Below are 18,913 nucleotides of genomic sequence, written 5' to 3' on the forward strand. Positions count from 1 at the left end.
TCGGGTTGCCGCTGTATTGACAGGCATTGAAGGACCCGGATTCAATGAGGCACCGAAGTCTTTCCCTGACGAAGGCCGGGCAGCGATGACGGAACGGATCCCCATCGGGTTCACCGGTGCGCGGGGCGGCGAATGCGGGCTCAGCTGGGGCCAGATCGCGATCTGGCGGGCGATCCAGCGGCTCGTGCCCGATGACGCGAGCCTCAACATGAGCTGGGTGACCGCCCTGGAGGATGAGGGGATCTCCTTCGACACGCCGCTGACGAGGATCACCGACACGGTCGCCTTCATCATGGCCCGCCATGAGTCGCTGCGCACGAGGGTCCGGATCGACGAGGCCCACGGGCCGCGACAGCTCGTGGCGCAGGACGGCATCATCGAGCTGGAGGTCGTCGACGCCGGGCGGGACGAGGCCGGCGGCGCGGCCCGGGAGCTGCAGCGAAGGCTCACCGAGCCGGCGTTCGACTACCCGGACGCATGGCCGCTGCGGGTCGGTGCGGTGCGCGTCGGCGACGTCGTCACGCACGCGGTCTTCGCCATCTGCCACCTCGTGACCGACCGGGGCGGGCTCACCGCGCTCGTGCGCGACGTCCTGGACAGCCTCGCCGGCCGGCCCATCCTTGATCCACCCGGCCAGCAGCCGTACGATCAGGCGCTTCATCAGCAGTCCGACGCCGGACGACGGCAGAGCGAGAAGGCGCTGCGGCACTGGGAGCGCCACCTGCGCGCCGTCGCGCACAGCCGCTTCGGGGAGCCCGCCGGCGAGCCCCGGTTCGTCAGCGCCACCCTCAGCTCCCCCGCCGGCGACCAGGCCGCCGGCCTGCTGGCCGACCGCGAGCGGGTCAGCACCTCCGCCGTCATCCTCGCCGCCGCCGCGGTCCAGCTCGCCCGCCAGACCGGCGCCCGCGAGGCCGTCCTGCAGATCGTCGTCAGCAACCGGTTCCGCCCCGGCCTCGCCGACTCGGTCGGGCCCGCCTCGCAGGACGGGTTGTGCGTCATCGAGGTCGGCGACGACGAGCTCGGGCCGGTCATCGGCCGGGCCATGCGCGCCTCGATGCAGGCGTACCTGCACGCGCAGTACGATCCGGTCGCACTCGACGCCCTCGTCGCGCGGCTCGGCGACGTCGACCTGTCCTGCTCGTTCAACGACCGCCGCTTCGAAGCGCAGACCTCCGTCGCCGCCGCGGCGGGCGTCACCGCCGACGGCCTGCGTGCCGCGCTGCCGAGCACCACGCTCACTTGGGAGCCGGTCGAGCACTACGGCGCCCGCTATTTCCTGCACGTCAACGCCGTCCCCGGCGCGCTCGACCTCACCCTGTTCGCCGACACCAGCGTCTTCGACCGCGCCAAGGTCGAGGAGCATCTGCGCGGCATCGAGACGCTGCTCGTGGCAGAGGCACTCGGCGCGCTCGCCGTGGCCGTCTAGCCGCCGTCCGCCCAGCCGTTGTCCGCCTACGCCGACGCCACCTCCTGCACCCCCGGCGGGATGCTGCGCTTCACGCTCCTCGGCCCCGGCCCGGACACCGTCACGGTTCATGACGCCATCGACGACCGCCCGCTCCTGACGGCCGACGTCAACTATCCGATGTGGACACTCACCGTTCCCGAGGACTGGCCCAGCTCGCTCTACCGGGCGGTCTTCAAAAGCCGGAGCCAGGAGGTGTACTTCGTGGTGCGCCGTCCGGCCGGCGCCCCGTCCGCCGTCATCCTCGTCTCGGTGCCGTTCGCGACCTGGCAGGCGTACAACCGCTCCGGCATCCCCGGCGAGAGCCTCTACTACGCCGAGGAGCCGACCCGGGCGGCCCGCGTGTCGTTCGACCGCCCCGGCGGCGGACCGCCCCCGGAGCGCTGGGAGGACGGGCTGCTGCGCTGGCTGGGCCCGGCCGGGTACCGGGTCGACTACTGCTCCAATCTCGACCTGCACACCGACGGCCCGGCGCTGCTGCGCGGGTACCGCCTACTCGTCGTCAACGGCCACGACGAGTACTGGTCGAAGGAGATGCGCGACGCCGTCGAGTCCTTCACCGCGGCCGGCGGCAACGTCGCCTACTTCGCCGCCAACACCGCGTTCTGGCAGGTCCGATTCGAGGACGGCGACCGCACCATGGTCTGCTACCGCGACCCGGTTCGCGACCCCGTCGCCGCGCTCGACCCGGCGCGGACGACGGTCGAGTGGGCGGCGGCGCCGGTGCACCGCCCGGAGAACACGATGACCGGCGTCGCCTACCGCCACGGCGCCGGCGCATGGGGCGACTTCATGGACGTCATGAAGGAGACCGACTACACGGCCCGCTTCACCGACCACTGGGTGTTCGCCGGCACCGGCCTGCGCGACGGCGACCGGTTCGCACTCGGCGCGGTCGGGTACGAGACGGATGCCGCGCTGTACCAGGAGGTCGACGGCGTGCCGCGGATCACCGGCGGCGACGGCACGCCACCGTCGTTCGTCATCCTGGCGACCGCGGACCTGCGCCACTGGCGCCGGTACGGCCAGGGCGGCCACGCGACGATGGGCGTGTTCCGGCTCGGCGCCGGCACGGTGTTCAACGCGGCGACGGTAAACTGGGGCAACACGCTCTCCGACGGCGTGGTCGACCGGATCACCCGCAACGTCCTGGATCGCCTGTCGGCGCCTGCGGACCCGTCCCGCTGGGACGCGATCGGCCCGGTCCCGGAACTGATCGCGCTGGTCGCGTGCGAGCACGCCTTCTGGGCGCTGACCCCGGACGGCACGCTGCTGGTCCGCACCGCCTGCGCCCAGAACCTCCGCTGGCACCCGGCCTCACCCTCGCCGTCGCAGGATCCGCCGGTCTGCCTCGCGGCACCGCGCGAGGCCGTCGGCGGGATGGCGGTCGGGCTGTACGCTGTGACGCGGCGCGGGCGGCTGCTGCATCGGGAGCCGGTCCGGGAACCCGCGCCGTGGCAGGAGATCGGCACCGCACCGGATGGGGTGCTGGCGCTCGCCAGTGCCGACGGCTCGCTCTTCGCCGTCACCGCGGACGACCGGCTCCGCCGCCTGCCCCTTGCCCGGCTCGCCGAGGGCGACCACGCCTGGCCCGACGCCGGAGGCGCGGAGGGAGCGCTCGCCCTCACCGCGGCCGGCGGCCTGCTCTTCGCCGTAGACCGCGACCGCCGGCTGCGCACCCGGCTGCCGACCGTCACGCAGTCGCCCTGGACGGACCTCGGCCCGGCCGGCGACCGCACCGTCATCGCCGGCTACGACGGACACCTGGCCGGTGCCGGCGGCGACGGACTGCTGCGGTGGCGCGACATCGCCCGGGCCTGACCGACCCGCCGCCGCTCCAACTACACCATTATCTCATGCAATGCTTTTGTGATCACAGGTAGTGGTCGTTTGTCGGCAATTGTCGGCCGCCTATCTTCCGTTACCATGCCTCGATCACGGCGCCCACCCTGGTGATTCACGGCAGCGAGGATCCGATCTTCGCGGTGCCGCACGCCCAATCGTTAGCCGCACAGGTGCCCGGCGCGCGGCTGCACGTGATCCAGGGCATGGGACACAACTTCTTCTCGCCAGGACTACCCGAGCAGATCGCTGACCTCATCATCGACCACACGGCCACCTGACGTGCCATAGAAATCGTTGGCGTCGATGGCGGACAGGCTCATCCAGCCGGGGTCGGGCGGGGTGGCGTGCTCGGACGCGTCGCCGCGGAGGTCGACGGCGATCGCGGGTCGTTCGTCGATGCGCTGCGCCAGGGTGTAGAGGGTGGCCAGCGCGTGGACGCAGTGGGTCCGGCGGGCCGGGCAGGTGCACTCCACCGTCTGTTCTTCGGCTGGGACGGCGATCCCGATCCCCTCGCGCCGCAGGTCGGCTTCGAGCGCATCGGGCAGGTCTCCGGGTGCGAGGGCGGGGTGGCCGGCCCGCGCGTTGCTGGTGAGCCACGCCACGCGGCGGCTGGTCTGGCTGTCCCACGGCGGTAGCTGGATCTGGACGGCGTGCGTGATACCGCGCAGGGCGACCGTGGCGTGAATCCGGCCCGCCTGGATCGTGAGCGAGGTGACGCCGTCGTTGCGGGCGATGCTGCGCGCCTTGGGCAGGAGCGAGTTCGGTACGGCGACGTTCGAGGTCTCGATGGTCTTCAGCCAGGCCCGGCCCCAGGGGGTGGCACCGAACTCGGCCATCAGGTCAGCCTCTCGTCATCGAGCTGAAGGACGTTGCGCAGGTCGTCGTCGGAGAGGTCGGCGAGGGCGGCCTCCGTGTCGCCGGAGACGACGCCAGCGAGGGCTCGTTTGCTGTTGTGCAGCCGCGCGATGTGGTCCTCGACCGTGCCGCCGGTGACCAGGGTGTAGACGTTGAGGGTGCGTTGCTGGCCGATGCGGTGTGCCCGGTCGGTGGCCTGGTCTTCCACGGCCGGGTTCCACCAGCGGTCGTAGTGCAGGACGTGACTGGCGCGGGTCAGGTTGAGCCCGAAGCCGGCGGCGCGCAGGCTGAGCAGCAGGATCGGCGCGGCGTCGTCGTGCTGGAAGGCGTGTACGAGCCGGTCGCGCCGCTCGGCGCTCAGCCCGCCGTGCAGGAACGGGATCGGCGCTCCGCCGAGCACCTCGGTGAGGCGGCGGGAGAGCAGGTCGCCCATCGCGCGGTACTGGGTGAAGACGAGGGCACGGTCGTCGTCGTCGACGATCTCGTTGAGCATCTCGGTGGCCCGGTCGAACTTGCCGGAGCGCCCGGCCAGGCCGAGATCGTCGTCGTCGCCGAGAAACTGGGCGGGGTGGTTGCAGATCTGTTTGAGCGAGGTGAGCAGGGCGAGGACCCGGCCGCGGCGCTCGATGCCGGAGCCGAGGCCGGTCTTGAACGCCTCGTCGACTTCCCGCCGGTAGAGGCGGGCCTGCTCGCCGGTCAGGGTGCAGGCGATCGTGGAGTACTGCTTGGGCGGCAGGTCGGCGACGACGTCCGCCTTGGTCCGGCGCAGCAGGTGCGGCGCGACCAGCCCGTTGAGCCGCGCCGCGGCGGTCGCCGAGCGGCGCTGCTCGATCGGGGCGGCGAAGCGTTGCCGGAAGCGCGCCCGGTTGCCGAGCAGTCCGGGGTTGGTCACGTTGAGGATGGACCAGAGTTCCTCCAGCCGGTTCTCGATCGGCGTACCGGTCATCGCGAGCCGGATCGTGGCGGGAAGCCGCGCCGCCGCGCGGGTGGCGAGCGCGTCGGGGTTCTTGATCTGCTGTGCCTCGTCGAGCACCACCACGTCCCATTCGGTGGCGGCCAGCGCGTCCGCGTCGGTGCGCAGGATGCTGTAGCTGGTGACGACGACCGTTCCGGCCGGAACCGCGCTCGGCAGGGCACGGCTGGATCCGTGGTAGTCGAGCACCGGCACGTCCGGGGTGAAGCGGGCAAGCTCGCGCCGCCAATTGCCGACCAGCGAGGTCGGGCAGACCACCAGGTGCGGGCCCGCCGATGGACGGGTGGCCAGCAGGCAGACGGCCTGCAGGGTCTTGCCGACGCCCATCTCGTCCGCGAGCACACCGCCGCCTCCCACCCTGGGCAGGGCCCGCAGCCACGCCACCCCGGCGATCTGGTACGGCCGCAGCTCGGCCCGCACCGCCGCGGACCCGATCTGGACTCGGGTGGCGACGGCGTGCCGGAACTGCTCCAGCAGGGCGGCGGCGGTGGCGATCGCGGTGGCCTCGGGATTGAGCACGGTGTGCGCGGCCACGGGCATGCGGGCGGCCAGGTTGGCGAAGGCCTCGTCACCGCCGTCGGCGTCGACCAGGAGTACGGCGTCCCGCCACGCCCGCACCGACGCACCGCACGCCGCTCGACCCTCGCCGATGAGGGACCGCAGCGCCGGCACCGCGGCGTCAAGGTCGACGAGCCGCACCGGCACAGCCGCCGCCACCACGGTCGCGGCCGAGCCGTGCCGGCCGGCCGGCCGGAACCGCGAACCGGGCGGTGGCCGCCCGCCCGCCCGGCAGGCCGTGCTCTCGCAGTGCCGCGACGAGGTCCGGCACGCCCCACCAGGCCATCGCCGCCTCGGCGGGAAGGTAGATGGCCTGGAGCCGGCCGGGCAGCGTGGCCGGCTCCAGCGGCGCGACGGCGGCGGACTCAGACAACGGCCGCGTCACTCGAGCGGCGCGGCAGCAGGAAGCTGGCGGCGAACGCGACGGCCAGCAGGCCGATGCCGAGCCACAGGGAGGCCGCCATGGCGTTGCCGTAACCGGTGGCGACGCGTTCGGCTGTCCCGCCCGCGCCGCTGACCCTGGTGAAGAAGAACGTGCCGATCACGGCCACGCCGATCGACGCGGCCAGTTGCGTGATCGTGTTGTACAGGGCCGACCCGGATCCGGCGTCCGCCACGGGCACGTCGCTCAAGGTCAGTTGGGCCAGAGGCGCCACGAGCAGTCCCATCCCGGCGCCCGCTACCAACACGCCCCAGATCAGGTCCGTCCACCCGGTTTCCGGGGTGGCGCCCGCCGCCGCGTGCGCGACGAGAGCGAAGCCGAGCGCCATGACGACGAGCCCGATCTGCGCCGTCAACCGGCCGATCCGGGGCAGCAGCAGCGCCGCCGAGACGGTCGCGAACACCGGCACCGCCACCGACCAGGGCAGAATCGCCAGGCCCGCCGCCATCGGGCTCATCCCGAGCCCAACCTGCAGGAACAGCATGAAAACCAGGAAGAAGCCCATCGTCGGGACGAAGAACAGCAACTGGACGAGCAGGCCACCCTGGACCGACCGGAACCGGAACAGCGACATCCGCAGCAGCGGAACCCCGCCGCGCACGGCGACCCGCCGCTGGTAGGACACGAACACCGCCAGGACCGCCACGCCGGCGACCATGGAAACGTACGTCCACGCCGGCCAGTGACCTCGGTCGGCGCCGCCGATCAGCGGGTACAGCAGCAGCAACAACCCGACCGCCGAGAGCACCACGCCCGGGAGGTCGAGCGCCGCCCTCGTGGACGTGCGGCTGTCCGGAAGCAACTTCACCGAAGCGGCGACGGCGAGCACGGCGATCGGGACGTTCGCCCAGAAGATCGATCGCCAGCCCCAGCCCGAGTCCAGCAGCAGCGGACCCACGATCGGCCCGAGCGTCGCGGCCAGCCCGGACAACGCCGAGAACGCCGCCATCGGACCGCCCCGCTCGGCCGGCGTGTACATCACCTGGATCTGGGACAACACCTGCGGGATCATCGCGGCGGCGAACAGCCCCTGCAGCACCCGTGCGGCGACCAGCATGTCCGCGTTCAACGACAGGCCACACAGGGCCGAAGCGGCCGCGAACCCGGCGATACCGGCGACGAAGACGCGCTTGTGCCCGACGAGATCACCCAGCCGGGCGCCGCTGACCATGCCCAGCGCGAGGGCGAGGGTGTAGCCGGCCTGGATCCACTGCAGATGCGCCGGGCTGGCCGACAGGTCCGTCTGGATCGACGGCACGGCGACGTTGAGGATCGTGACACTGATCAGGTCCATGAACGCCGCGAGCAGGATGACGAGCAGGGCCAGCGCCCGCTTGCTGCCGACCGCGGCGCCGGTGGCGAGTGTTGAGTCGTGCGACAAGATGGCTCCTCTGCAGGTCGCGGTACACTCGTTGCGTGACACAATCATTGCGTCACGCAAACTACAAGGAAGTCGGTCACCGGTGCAAATGAGGGATGAGCAACATCACGGCCGGACGGGCACGGACCGGGATGACGTGGTCGACCAGGTCATCGACGCGTTTCCGGACTGGATCAACACGCTCGTCCATCTCAACGGCCTGATCGCCGAACGGATGGGGGTCGTGGCGTCGGACTTCCACTGCCTGCACGCGCTCGCCCGCGGCGGCCCCACCACCGCCAGCGCCCTCGTCGAGCGGGTCGGCCTCACACCCGGATCCGTCTCACGCATGATCGACCGGCTCGAAGCCGCGGGCTGCATCAAGCGGGTGCCCGACCGGGCAGACCGGCGCCGGACGCTCATCGAACCGACCGCGGAGGGCCTGAACCGGGTTTCCGCCTACTACGCCGGGCTCACCGCACGCACCCGCGACGACCTCACGGTTCTCGACGACGGCCAGCTACGTGCGCTGCTGCGCTTCATAGCAGCGGCCGGCCACAGCGCCGCCGCCGAGGTCGACAGACTGCGGTCCGACGAGCGCGGCCGGAAGCCGTGAGCGTCTTTCCAGCGAGTTCGCCGGTGCCACGGGTGCAAAACCCGGGGGTTCCGGCAAACGTCGCGGCTGTAATCATGGCCTGTGCCAGGCTGAATCCGGACCGCCGATGACGAGCGGCTCGCGTGCGCGGCTGCCTTCGTATAGCGGCGTTCATGATTTGCCGCTTCGCCGGGCTCCGTAGGAGGCCCGGCCGGGACTGAGGACCGATCATGCCGTTGACCACCAGCGCGGCGAACGGCCGCGCCACCGACGTCCGTCAACCGAACGTCATGAAGACCAGTCAGAACCCCGCCCGGTCGGCGCAGCGACCCGCCGACAACGGGTCCAGCCGGCGCCAGGCCCGCTCCGTCGCCAAGCAGCAGCAGGCCGCCGAGCGCATTGCCTCGGCCACCGCCGAGATCTCCGCCCAGAACGCCGAGGCGTCGGAGGCCTCGCGGCAGCTCAGCGACTCGATGCAGCAGATCGCCGCCGGCGCCGAGCAGTCCTCCGGCGCCACCCAGCAGAGCCTTACGGTGATGACCCAGGTCGAGGAGCGGGTCGGCCAGCAGCAGACGGTCACGCGCCGCATCGCCGATCTCAGCCAGGCACTGCAGACCCTGCTGGTCGAGACGCGGGTCGGCATCAGCGGCCTGCTCGGCAACGTCGAGCGGGCCTCGGCGCGGCAGACCGCGTCGGTCGCGACGATCTCGGAACTGGAGAAGCAGGCCGACGAGATCGGCGAGATCGTCAAGACCGTCGCGCACATCGCCGACCAGACCAACCTCTTGGCGCTCAACGCGGCGATCGAGGCTGCCCGGGCCCGCCAGCACGGCAAGGGCTTCGCCGTCGTCGCCGACGAGGTGCGAACGCTCGCCGAGACCAGCGAGCGCAGCGCCCGGCAGATCCGCGACCTCATCGACGAGGTGCGCACGAGTGTGACCAGCATCGCCTCCGGGGTACAGCAGTCCGCCGAGACGGCCCGCGGCGAGGTCGAGAAGGGCAAGGCGATCACCGAGCAGCTCGAGGCGATCCGGGACGACATGGCGATGATCATGACCGGCGCCACCGAGATGGCCGCTGCGGCCGTGCAGGCACAGCGGGCCACGGCCGACGCGAAGGCCCGGTCGGAGGAGATCGCCGCCGCGGCCGAGCAGCAGTCGGCCGCGTGCGAGGAGTCGCTGCAGACGGTCGCCCAGCAGAGCCAGGCGCTGCAGCAGAGCGAGCAGGCGGCCGAGGTGCTCGCCGAGATCGCCGAGGGGCTGCGCACGAGCACCGACATCAGCAAGAGCGCGGAAGAGGTCGCCTCGACCGCCGAGGAGCTCTCCGCCGCCGTCGAGGAGATCAACCGCGCCGCCGGCCAGATCAGCACGGCGGTCAACGAGATCAACGCAGGCGCGCGTACCGCCGCCGAGAAGGGCGCGCAGACCGCGGAGGCCGTGACGCAGATCGAACAGGGCGCGCAGCTTTCCGCCACCCGGGGCGGCGCCGCCGTCGAACGGGCCGACAACATGCTGACGCAGCTGGCCGGCAGCAGGGTCTCCGTCGACTCGATGATCGCGGCGATCGAACAGGCGGCCAGGGACGGCATCGAGAACGTCCGCAAGGTCGCCGAGCTGGAGCAGATCTCCCGGCGGATCGACAAGATCGTCGACGCGATCGCCAACGTGTCGATCCAGACGAACATGCTCGCTGTCAACGGCTCGGTCGAGTCCGCCCGCGCGGGCGAGTTCGGCAAGGGTTTCGCCGTCGTGTCGACCGACATCCGCAACCTGGCCCGCGACTCCGCCGAGAACGCCGACCGGATCAAGGACCTGGTGAAGGCGGTACAGGACCGCACCGTGGAGGTACGCGCGGACCTGGACGAGACGAGCCGGCAGGCGCTCGCCGAGGTCGAGGCCGCCCGGGTCACCACCGCCCGGCTCGTGGAGATCGAGCGGGACATGAACGAGGTGCGCGCCGGCAACCTCGAGGTGCGCGGCTCGGCCGAACACATCGCCACCGCCCTCGGCCAGGTCAAGACCGGGCTGGACCAGATCGCCTCGGCGGCCAACCAGGCCGAGCATCTGGCGACGCAGGCGTCCACCGCGGCGCGCGAGCAGGCGCAGGGCGCCGAGGAGCTCGCCGCGGCCGTGGAGGAGATCGCCGCGCTCGCCGACGAGCTGCAGAACGGCTGAGCCGGTACGCCGTGGAGGAGCCGAACATCATGAGCGAGCAGGACACGGCGGGGATGCCCGCCGACGGTGACAGCGCGGACTACGTCACGTTCGACATGGCCGGGGAGCGCTACGCGTTTCCGATGAGCCGCGTGCACGAGATCATCCGGATGCCCGGCGTCGTGAAGGTGCCGCTCGGCCCGCCGAGCCTGGAGGGGCTGGCGAACCTGCGCGGCCGGGTGCTGCCGGTGGTGAGCCTGCGCCGCTGCTGCGACCTGGAGCAGACCGAACATGACGAGACGACCCGGGTCGTGGTCGTCGACAGCGGCGTGCCGCTCGGCTTCGTCGTCGACCGCGTCGCGAGCGTGATCAGCGTCGACCCGGACGTCGTCGAGCCGGCCGAGTCGGTACAGGCGACGGTGAGCTCCGACGTGCTCGTCGGCGTGATCAAGAGCGAGGACGGCGCGATGACGTCGATCCTCGACGTCGACGACCTCATCGCCGCCCAGTTCGCCGGTGTGGCGACCGGCCGCGGGGGCGTCGACACGATCGCGGCCGCCGGTGCCGCCGGCGAGGGCACGGTCGAGGACGACGGCGACGACACGCTGGAGCTGGTGAGCTTCGCGGTCGAGGGGCAGGAGTACGCGCTGCCGATCGACCAGGTGCAGGAGATCGTGCAGGCGCCGGAGTCGGTCAGCCACGTGCCCAATGCCGCGGCGCGGGTGCTGGGCGTGATGGACCTGCGCGGCCGGCTGCTGCCGGTGGTGAGCATGCGACGCGTCTTCGGGCTGCCGGCCGCCGACCTGGAGCCGCAGAACCGCATTGTCGTCGTGTCGCTCGACGGCGGGGTCGTCGGCGTCGTCATGGACACCGTCCGCGAGGTGCTGCGGGTGCCCAACGAGCTCGTCGCGCCACTGCCCGGCGTCATCGCGACCGGCGGCAGGGCGACCGAGGTCGAGGCGGTGTGCCGGCTCGACGGCGGCAAGCGGCTGGTGTCCGTACTCAGCGTCAACCGCATGTTCGACTCGCCGGAGATCCGCCAGGAGCTGCAGGAGCGGCAGGACGGCGAGCCGGCGCCGGAGCAGACCGAGGAGCGCGGGATGGCAGACGACGGGCGCGGCGACGAGGAGCTGTTCGTCGTCTTCCGGCTCGACGAGGAGGAGTACGCCGTCGACGTCGACGCGGTCCAGGAGATCATCCGGGTGCCCGAGGCGCTCATCCACGTGCCGAAGACGTACGACTTCGTCGAGGGCCTGGTGAACCTGCGCGGCACGGTGCTGCCCGTGGTCGACCTGCGGACCCGGCTCGGTGTGCCCAGGGCGGAGCGGGACGAGCGGCAGCGCATCATCGTGCTGATCCTCGGCGGGGTGCGCACCGGCTTCATCGTCGACTCCGTCGCCGAGGTGGCCCGGGTCAGCCGGGCGGCGCTCGAGCCGGCACCGGAGCTGTCCGCCGAGCAGGCCAAGATCGTCTCGCGGGTGGCGAACCTGCACCAGCAGCACCGCATGCTCCTGCTCGTCCAGGTCGGCCAGCTGCTCGGCGCCGACGGCGCCGCGGCGCTCGAGGACGTCCTGGCGCAGCGGGAACTGACCGCCGCCTGAGGCCCGTCCGATGCCAGCAACGACGGTGCTCGTCGTCGACGACTCGGCGCTGATGCGCAAGGTGCTCCGGCAGATCCTGCTCGACGCCGGCGACTTCGAGGTGCACACCGCGCGCAACGGCGCCGACGCTTTGGAGCAGATCGGGCGCGTCGAGCCCGACGTGGTGACCCTGGACGTCAACATGCCCGAGATGGACGGCCTGACGTGCCTGGCCGAGATCATGCGGGAGCGGCCCCGGCCGGTGGTGATGGTCTCCTCGCTGACCGAGCACAACGCCCTGGTCACGCTGGAGGCGCTGCAACTGGGCGCGGTGGACTACGTGCCGAAGCCGGGCGGCACCGTGTCGCTGAACCTGGCGGACGTGACGCAGGAGCTTGTCCGGAAGGTCAGGTCCGCCGCGGCCGCGCGCCCGAGCCGCGCCCAGGGGCTCAGGCAGCGGCTGCGGGCCCAGCGGGAGCGCGCCCGGATCGAGGAGCCGCCGCCGGCGCGCACCCGGCCGGCGCGGGTCGAGCTCGTGCTCATCGGCTCTTCGACCGGGGGGCCGGCGCTGCTGTCCGAGCTGCTGCCGCAGCTACCCGCGTCGCTGCCGGCGCCGGTGGTGGTGGCCCAGCACATCCCGGCGACCTTCACCGCGCCGTTGGCCCGCCGGCTCGACGAGGTGTGCCAGCTGCGCGTGCAGGAGGTGGATCGGACCACCCCCGTACGGCCCGGCAACGTCTACATCGGTCGGGGAAACGCCGACGTGGTCGTCGCGCGATGCCCGGACGGGCTTGTGGTCAAGTCCGTCCCGGCCAGCGACGAGTACCACTGGCGCCCGAGCGTCGACCGGCTCGTCGCCTCGGCCCGGCGCGACTGCGACCCGAGCCGGCTGGTCTGCGTCCTGCTGACCGGCATGGGCGACGACGGCGCGGCGGAGATGGCCGCCGTCAAACAGGCCGGCGGCCGCACCATCGCCGAGTCCGAGGAGACGGCCGTCGTGTGGGGCATGCCCGGCGAGCTGGCCCGCCGCGGCGGCGCTACCGAGGTGCTGCCGTCCCACGCCATTGTCGGCCGGCTCGTCGAGTGGACCAGCTGAGCAGCGGAAGGAACGCCATGGCACTGGTACGACGCGACAGCACCACGGCACCGGACGACGACGACCCGCAGGTCCTGGGGCGGCGGCTCACCGACCCCGACGCCGAGATTCGCCGCCGCGCGGCGCTCGGGCTCGACGGCGTGGCGGAGGCGGTTCCGGCGCTGCTGGCGCGCGTGCCCGTCGAGACCGACCCGGCGGCGCGCGAAGCCGTCCTCACCACCCTCGCCGCCCTCGACCGCGCCGACGTCGCCGCCGGCCTGGTCCCCCACCTGGCCAGCGACGACGCGGCCCTGCGCACGGCGGTGTCCGGCGCGCTGGCCGCGATGCCGGCCTCGGTGCCGGCGCTGCTGCCGGCGCTGCTCGCCAACCCCGACCACGACGTGCGCATCATGACGGCGATGGTGCTGGCGGACCTGCCGCACCCCGGCGCGGCGGACTGGCTCGCCGGGATCGTCGCGACCGACACCCACCCCAACGTCGTGGCCGCCGCGGTCGACGCGCTGCTGCCCATGGCGGGCCCCGGGCACGTCGAGGTCCTGGCGGCGGTACCGGCGCGGTTCCCCGGCGACCCGTTCCTGCGCTTCACGATCGACGCCGCCCTGCCGGCGCTGCGGGAGGCGCCGGCATGACCAGGGCGACACCGACCGAGGAGTTCCGGCTCACCGACGCCGAGTTCGAACGGCTCCGCGAGTACTTCTACAAGCGCACCGGCATCCAGTTCACTCCGGCCAAGCGGTACTTCGTGGACAAGCGCATCGAGGCGTGCGTGCGCGGGTCCGGCCAGCCCAGCTTCGCCGCGTGGTTCAGTGCCCTGCGCGTCGGCGACCGGCCGGAGATGCTGCAGGCGCTCACCAACCAGCTGACCGTCAACGAGACGTACTTCATGCGCGAGGACTACCAGTTCGACGCGCTGCTCGACCCGGTGCTGCCGCGCCTGCTCGCCGAGCACGCCCGGGCGGGCCGGCCGCGGGGGCCGATCCGGATCCTGTCGCTGCCGTGCTCGACGGGCGAGGAGCCGTACTCGATCGCCATGCGGCTGCTGGAGGAGTGGCCGGAGATCGACCGGGTCGACGTCGAGATCCACGCCGCCGACATCGACAGCGATGTGCTGGCCCGCGCCCGGCACGGCAGCTACGGCGCCCGGTCGCTGCAGCGCGTGCCGAAGCCGTGGCTGGCCAAGTACTTCCGGTCCGTCACCGCCGGCCGCTACCAGATCGAGGATGCGATCCGCGGGGCGGTGACGTTCCACCGGGTGAACGTCTGCGACACCCACGCCATGCGGGTCTTCGCCGGGTTCGACGTCATCTTCTGCCGCAACGTGCTCATCTACTTCGACGAGCTGTCCAGCCGGCGCGCCGCGGAGAACCTCTTCGGCGCGTTGCGCCCCGGCGGGTACCTCATGCTCGGCCATGCCGAGTCGATGAGCCGCATCTCGCCGATCTTCACCCCCGAACGACTGCCGCAAGGCATCGCCTACCAGCGACCGACGGGAGCATCCGCATGACAGGCGTGACCGGTCCTAGCGACGCCGGATGCGTGCTGGTGGTCGACGACGCCGCCACGGTCCGGATGTACCACAGCCGGCTGCTCGCCGGCGCCGGCTTCCACGTCGAGCAGGCCGCCAACGGCCTGGAAGCCGTCGAGTCGGCACTGGTGCGCCCGTTCGACCTGTACATCGTCGACGTCAACATGCCGAAAATGGACGGCTACGCCTGCGTACGGGCCCTGCGCGGGGAGACGGTGACGACCACCGCGCCGATCGTGATGATCAGCACCGAGGACCGGCCCGGCGACGCCGAGCGCGCCTACCGCGCGGGCGCCAACCTGTACCTCGTCAAGCCGGTCGACGCCGAACGGCTCGTCCGCGTCGCGACCATGCTGGCCGGCCCGCCGGCAGGGGCGAGGGAGCGGTGAACCCGCTGCTCGCACAGTTCCTCGCGGAGGCCGGCGACCTGCTCGACCAGGTCGGCGACGGGCTGCTGCGGCTGGAGCTCGACCCCGGCGACGCGGCACGCGTCAACGAGGTCTTCCGCGCCGCGCACACGCTCAAGGGCTCCTCGGGGCTGTTCGAGTTCCCGGAGCTCACCAGCCTCACGCACGCCGCCGAGGATCTGCTCGACGCGGTGCGCGCCGGCCGCGTGCCGCTGGACTCCGCGATGACCGACGACCTGCTCGCCACCTTCGACCTGATCCGCGGCTGGCTCGCGCACGTGACCGTCGAGGAGCGGCTGCCCGGGGGCGCCGACGCCGACGCCGCCGCGCTGATCGAGCGGCTCCGCGCGCCGATCGGCGGCCAGGCGGCCGACATGCCGGCGGGCCGGACCGCGGGGGTTGCCCGGCACGCGCCGGACTGGGTCGCGCACCTCGGCGCGCGGGTGGTCGCCGAGCTCGCCGACTGGCTCGACACGACCTCGGCGACGATGCGATTCGTGCGCTATCTGCCCGACGAGGGCTGCTTCTTCCGCGGCGAGGACCCGCTACTCTTCGTGCGCCAGGTCCCCGCGCTGGAGCACCTCGCCGTGCTGCGGCCCGACGCCTGGCCCGCGCCGGACGACTACGACGAGTACGCCTGCCTGCTCGGCTTCGTGCTGGCCACCCGGGCGGCGGCCGGCGAGCTGGAGTACGTCTTCCGCTACATCGCCGAGCAGGTCGAGATCGTCGAGCTGGACGCCGCCGCGCTGCGCAGCCCAGCTGCCGCGCCCGTCCCGGCCGGCACCGGGCCGGCGTCGCACGCCGACGCCGACGCGCTGGCCGTGCTGGAAGCGGCGCTGCGGACGCTGGAGCCGCACGACGAGGACGGGCCGCCCGGCGGTGGCCCGAGCGCGACCCATCTGGGCTCCGTGGCGCATGCGGCCGCCGCGGCGGCCCGCGCGCTCGGCGCGCCCGTCGAGCTCGACCCCGCCGACGCCGCGGGCATGCGCGCGAGCATCCGGTCGCTGCTCGAGCGGGCCCGCACCGCCGGCGGCGAGCCGGGGCCGGCGGCCACCGCGGCCGACCGGCGCACCGGCGAGCCCGACCGCCGCGCGGCCGACGCCGACCCGGGCCAGGTCGGCTCCCGCGTGCTCAAGATCGACCAGGCCAAGGTCGACCGCCTCATGGAGCTGGTGGGCGAGCTGAACGTGGCCAAGAACGGCCTGACGTTCCTCGCCGAGGCCGCCGAGGAGGAGTACGGCAGCCGGGCGCTGAGCCGGCGGATCAAGGATCAGTACGCCGGGCTGCACCGCATCGCCGAGGAACTGCAGTCGGCGGTCATGGACGTGCGGATGCTGCCGCTGTCGGTGTCCTTCTCCCGCTTCCCCCGGCTCGTGCGGGACCTGAGCCGGCGGCTGGGCAAACGCATCAAGCTCGTCACCGAAGGCGAGGACACGATGGCCGACAAGGACGTCATCGAGGCCCTCGCCGACCCGCTGGTCCACCTGGTACGCAACAGCCTCGACCACGGCATCGAGCCGCCCGAGGAGCGCACCGCCGCCGGCAAGCCCGCCCAGGCCTCCATCACGCTGTCCGCGGTCGCCGACGGCGACGCGGTGATCGTGGAGGTCGCCGACGACGGCCGGGGCATCGACCCGGCCCGGGTGAGACAGCGAGCATACGAGCGCGGCCTCATCGACGAGGAGGAGCTCGAGACCCTCGGCGACGCCGACGCCGTCAACCTCATCTTCCAGCCGGGCTTCTCCACCGCCGAGCAGGTCTCCGACCTCTCCGGCCGGGGCGTGGGCATGGACGCGGTGCGGGCCAGCGTGGAGCGGCTGGGCGGCGCCGTCACCATGCGCTCCGAGCCCGACGCGGGCACCGTCACCCGCCTGCGGCTGCCGCTGTCCATGGCCGTCACGCAGGTCATGGTCGTCAGCGTCGCCGGGCAGCGCTTCGGCGTCCCGGTCGACCTGGTCGTCGAGACGGTACGGGTGCCGCGCGCCGGGCTGGCCCAGGTGCAGCACCAGGACGTGGTCGTGCTGCGCGACGAGGTGGTGCCGGTCGTCGACCTCGCCGGCACGCTCGGGATGCCGTGGCAGCCCGACCCGGCCGCCGACCACGCCGTGCTCGTCGTCAACGTCAGCGACAGCAAGGCGGGACTGCTCGTCGAGCACTTCCACCGGGAGGTGGACGTGATCCTCAAGCCGATGGAGGGGCTGTTGCGCGACGCGGGCCAGTTCGTCGGTACCGCCCTGCTCGGCGACGGGCTCGTCCTGCTCGTGCTCAACCTCAAGGAGGTGCTCAGCCTTGGCGCTCGAGCTGCGTGAGGACACCGGGACGCTGAGCGGTGCGGTCACCGTCGAGGAGGTCGAGGAACTCGTCGCGTGGCTGCGCCGCACGCCGGGCGCACGGCTCAGCCTCCACAACTGCAACCATCTCCATACCGCCGCTTTCCAGGCGCTTCTCGCCTTCGCGCCGAAGGTAACGGCGGCACCAGTCGACGGCTTCCTCGCAGTGCGGCTGCTTCCGGTGCTGGATCCACCGAACGCTGCCGTACCCGAGGGAGGACACCATGACGACCGTGATGCTGGTTGACGACTCGACGACGATGCTGATGAGCCTGAAGACCATCCTGACCAAGGCCGGTTACGACGTGGAGACCGCCGGCCACGGCCGGGAGGCGCTGGACAAGCTCTCCGGCGGCCTGCGGCCCAACCTCATCATCTCCGACGTCAACATGCCGCACATGGGCGGCATCGAGTTCACCCGCGAGGCGCGCAAGGCCGCCGGCATGCGCTTCACCCCGATCCTCATGCTCACCACCGAGTCCGAGCAGACCACGCGCGCCGAGGCCAAGACCGCCGGGGCCACCGGCTGGCTGGTCAAGCCGGTCGCGCCGGACCAGTTGCTCGGCGTCATCAAACAGGTCGTGCCCGGTGCCTGACGCGCGGCCCGGCCACCGGCCGCCGAGGGGAGTACGACGGTGCGATCGCTCAGGGAACGGCTCGGCGCCGGCAGGCAGCACGAGCCCACGGAAGCGCAGGCGGTCCGGCAGGTCGTGAGCGCGGCGCTCGGCGAGCTGCCGGCGTATTGCGACGTGATCACCGCGCACCTCCACGACGTGGTCGAGCACACCGCGGAGGCCGCCGAGTCGATCGTGGCACGGATGGTCCACGTCGACTCGCTCGCCGGGGACATGGCCGAGCACGTGGCCGGGCTCGCCGGCGCGCTGCGGCACACGCAGGCGCAGGCTGGCGAGGCGAGCGAGGCGGGCGCCCAGCTCGTCGACCGCCTCGTGCGCTACTTCGTCGAGCGCGACCGCCGGGTGCGCGAGCTCGTGGCGGAGATGCGCGGCCTGCGCACGCACGTCGCGGCGATCCACGAGGTGAGCAAGGCGACGAACATCCTTGCGCTCAACGCGATGATCGAGGCGGTACGGGCCGGCGAGGCGGGGCGTGGCTTCGCCGTCGTCGCCGACGAGGTACGCAAGCTGGCGGAGCGCTCGGCCGGCGCGGCCGGCGGGATCGACTCGAGCCTCACCGACCTCACCGCCCGCCTCGACGCGGTGCTGTCCGACGACAGCGGCTTCGACAACGACCCCGGCGGTGGCCTCGGCGACGCCGCGGTTCCGGCCGAGCCGGACGCGCCGGCCGACAGTGCCATGACCCGGCGCCTGGCGGGGATCGCCGAGGCGCAGCGGCGGGTGACCGCCATGATCGGCGACACGCTGCGGGAGACGATCGACGCCGCCGACGAGGTGCGCCGCAGCTCCGACGCGCTGTCGGCGGAGACGACCGACGCCGTCGGCCACGTGCAGTTCCAGGACATCGGGCGACAGATGATCGAGCACGTGATCGGCGCCGTCGAGGACATGCGCCGCGCGACCATCGACGCACGCCGCTACGCCGACGCCGAGCTGCCCGCCGAGGAACTGCTGCGCCAGATGACCAACGTCGAGGACCTGCGGCGCCGGCACGTCATGGCCCAGCAGCGCCTCACCCACGGCACGGCGGTCGGCGGGGCACACGACCGGCAGCCGGCCACCGACGCGATCGAGCTGTTCTGAGGCTTTACGGC

At 72.4% G+C, this 18,913-nt stretch carries 17 protein-coding genes; 13 read left to right on the top strand and 4 right to left on the bottom strand.

Translation table 11 applies throughout. The annotated features are described in order from the left end of the window. The first annotated feature begins 85 nt into the window (after positions 1 to 85). On the top strand, positions 86 to 1,426 hold the full coding sequence (locus ABT297_RS24030) for a condensation domain-containing protein (protein WP_350553405.1): 1,341 nt from the start codon (positions 86 to 88) through the stop codon (positions 1,424 to 1,426). 18 nt (positions 1,427 to 1,444) lie between these two features. Continuing rightward, positions 1,445 to 3,286 (top strand): N,N-dimethylformamidase beta subunit family domain-containing protein, encoded by a 1,842-nt coding sequence (locus ABT297_RS24035; protein WP_350553407.1) that lies wholly within the window; start codon positions 1,445 to 1,447, stop codon positions 3,284 to 3,286. Between the two features lie 254 nt (positions 3,287 to 3,540). On the opposite strand, the gene ABT297_RS24040 is transcribed toward ABT297_RS24035, so the two are convergent. Genes ABT297_RS24040 through ABT297_RS24055 form a run of 4 tightly spaced genes read right to left on the bottom strand, consistent with a single transcriptional unit; the run spans position 3,541 to position 7,519 of the window. After that, a complete protein-coding gene (locus ABT297_RS24040) occupies positions 3,541 to 4,146 on the bottom strand; it encodes an SWIM zinc finger family protein (RefSeq protein WP_350553408.1) in 606 nt (201 codons plus the stop codon). Beyond that, a complete protein-coding gene (locus ABT297_RS24045) occupies positions 4,146 to 5,843 on the bottom strand; it encodes a DEAD/DEAH box helicase (RefSeq protein WP_350553410.1) in 1,698 nt (565 codons plus the stop codon). The genes ABT297_RS24040 and ABT297_RS24045 overlap by 1 nt, the downstream gene beginning before the upstream one ends. Beyond that, positions 5,818 to 6,069: a hypothetical protein gene (locus ABT297_RS24050; protein WP_350553412.1), complete on the bottom strand. Its 252-nt coding sequence runs from the start codon at positions 6,067 to 6,069 to the stop codon at positions 5,818 to 5,820. Before ABT297_RS24050 ends, ABT297_RS24045 begins: the two co-directional genes overlap by 26 nt. Next, a complete protein-coding gene (locus ABT297_RS24055; RefSeq protein ID WP_350553413.1) occupies positions 6,062 to 7,519 on the bottom strand; it encodes an MFS transporter in 1,458 nt (485 codons plus the stop codon). Before ABT297_RS24055 ends, ABT297_RS24050 begins: the two co-directional genes overlap by 8 nt. A gap of 88 nt (positions 7,520 to 7,607) precedes the next feature. On the opposite strand from ABT297_RS24055, the gene ABT297_RS24060 reads away from it, so the two are divergent. The 11 genes from ABT297_RS24060 (at position 7,608) to ABT297_RS24110 (ending at position 18,902) form a co-directional block, all read left to right on the top strand. Then, positions 7,608 to 8,114, top strand: a complete 507-nt coding sequence (locus ABT297_RS24060) for a MarR family winged helix-turn-helix transcriptional regulator (RefSeq protein WP_350553451.1) — start codon at positions 7,608 to 7,610, stop codon at positions 8,112 to 8,114. Positions 8,115 to 8,323: 209 nt separating this feature from the next. After that, a complete protein-coding gene (locus ABT297_RS24065) occupies positions 8,324 to 10,267 on the top strand; it encodes a methyl-accepting chemotaxis protein (protein WP_350553415.1) in 1,944 nt (647 codons plus the stop codon). A 29-nt stretch (positions 10,268 to 10,296) separates the two neighbouring features. Next, positions 10,297 to 11,847, top strand: coding sequence for a chemotaxis protein CheW (locus ABT297_RS24070; RefSeq protein ID WP_350553417.1), 1,551 nt, complete (start codon positions 10,297 to 10,299; stop codon positions 11,845 to 11,847). A gap of 10 nt (positions 11,848 to 11,857) precedes the next feature. Next, on the top strand, positions 11,858 to 12,922 hold the full coding sequence (cheB, locus tag ABT297_RS24075; protein WP_350553419.1) for a chemotaxis-specific protein-glutamate methyltransferase CheB: 1,065 nt from the start codon (positions 11,858 to 11,860) through the stop codon (positions 12,920 to 12,922). A gap of 17 nt (positions 12,923 to 12,939) precedes the next feature. After that, a complete protein-coding gene (locus ABT297_RS24080; protein WP_350553421.1) occupies positions 12,940 to 13,551 on the top strand; it encodes a HEAT repeat domain-containing protein in 612 nt (203 codons plus the stop codon). Next, the gene (locus ABT297_RS24085; protein WP_350553423.1) at positions 13,548 to 14,426 is read left to right on the top strand and encodes a CheR family methyltransferase; all 879 of its coding nucleotides are present in this window, start codon (positions 13,548 to 13,550) and stop codon (positions 14,424 to 14,426) included. Before ABT297_RS24080 ends, ABT297_RS24085 begins: the two co-directional genes overlap by 4 nt. After that, positions 14,423 to 14,836 (top strand): response regulator, encoded by a 414-nt coding sequence (locus tag ABT297_RS24090; protein ID WP_350553425.1) that lies wholly within the window; start codon positions 14,423 to 14,425, stop codon positions 14,834 to 14,836. Before ABT297_RS24085 ends, ABT297_RS24090 begins: the two co-directional genes overlap by 4 nt. Then, positions 14,833 to 17,163: a chemotaxis protein CheA gene (locus tag ABT297_RS24095; RefSeq protein ID WP_350553427.1), complete on the top strand. Its 2,331-nt coding sequence runs from the start codon at positions 14,833 to 14,835 to the stop codon at positions 17,161 to 17,163. The genes ABT297_RS24090 and ABT297_RS24095 overlap by 4 nt, the downstream gene beginning before the upstream one ends. Next, positions 17,144 to 17,431: a hypothetical protein gene (locus ABT297_RS24100; RefSeq protein WP_350553429.1), complete on the top strand. Its 288-nt coding sequence runs from the start codon at positions 17,144 to 17,146 to the stop codon at positions 17,429 to 17,431. Before ABT297_RS24095 ends, ABT297_RS24100 begins: the two co-directional genes overlap by 20 nt. After that, the gene (locus ABT297_RS24105) at positions 17,409 to 17,780 is read left to right on the top strand and encodes a response regulator (RefSeq protein WP_350553431.1); all 372 of its coding nucleotides are present in this window, start codon (positions 17,409 to 17,411) and stop codon (positions 17,778 to 17,780) included. The genes ABT297_RS24100 and ABT297_RS24105 overlap by 23 nt, the downstream gene beginning before the upstream one ends. Positions 17,781 to 17,819: 39 nt before the next feature. Beyond that, on the top strand, positions 17,820 to 18,902 hold the full coding sequence (locus ABT297_RS24110; RefSeq protein WP_502885634.1) for a methyl-accepting chemotaxis protein: 1,083 nt from the start codon (positions 17,820 to 17,822) through the stop codon (positions 18,900 to 18,902). Positions 18,903 to 18,913 lie beyond the last annotated feature (11 nt).

The organism is Dactylosporangium sp. NPDC000555, from assembly GCF_040300025.1.
Lineage (GTDB): Bacteria > Actinomycetota > Actinomycetes > Mycobacteriales > Micromonosporaceae > Dactylosporangium.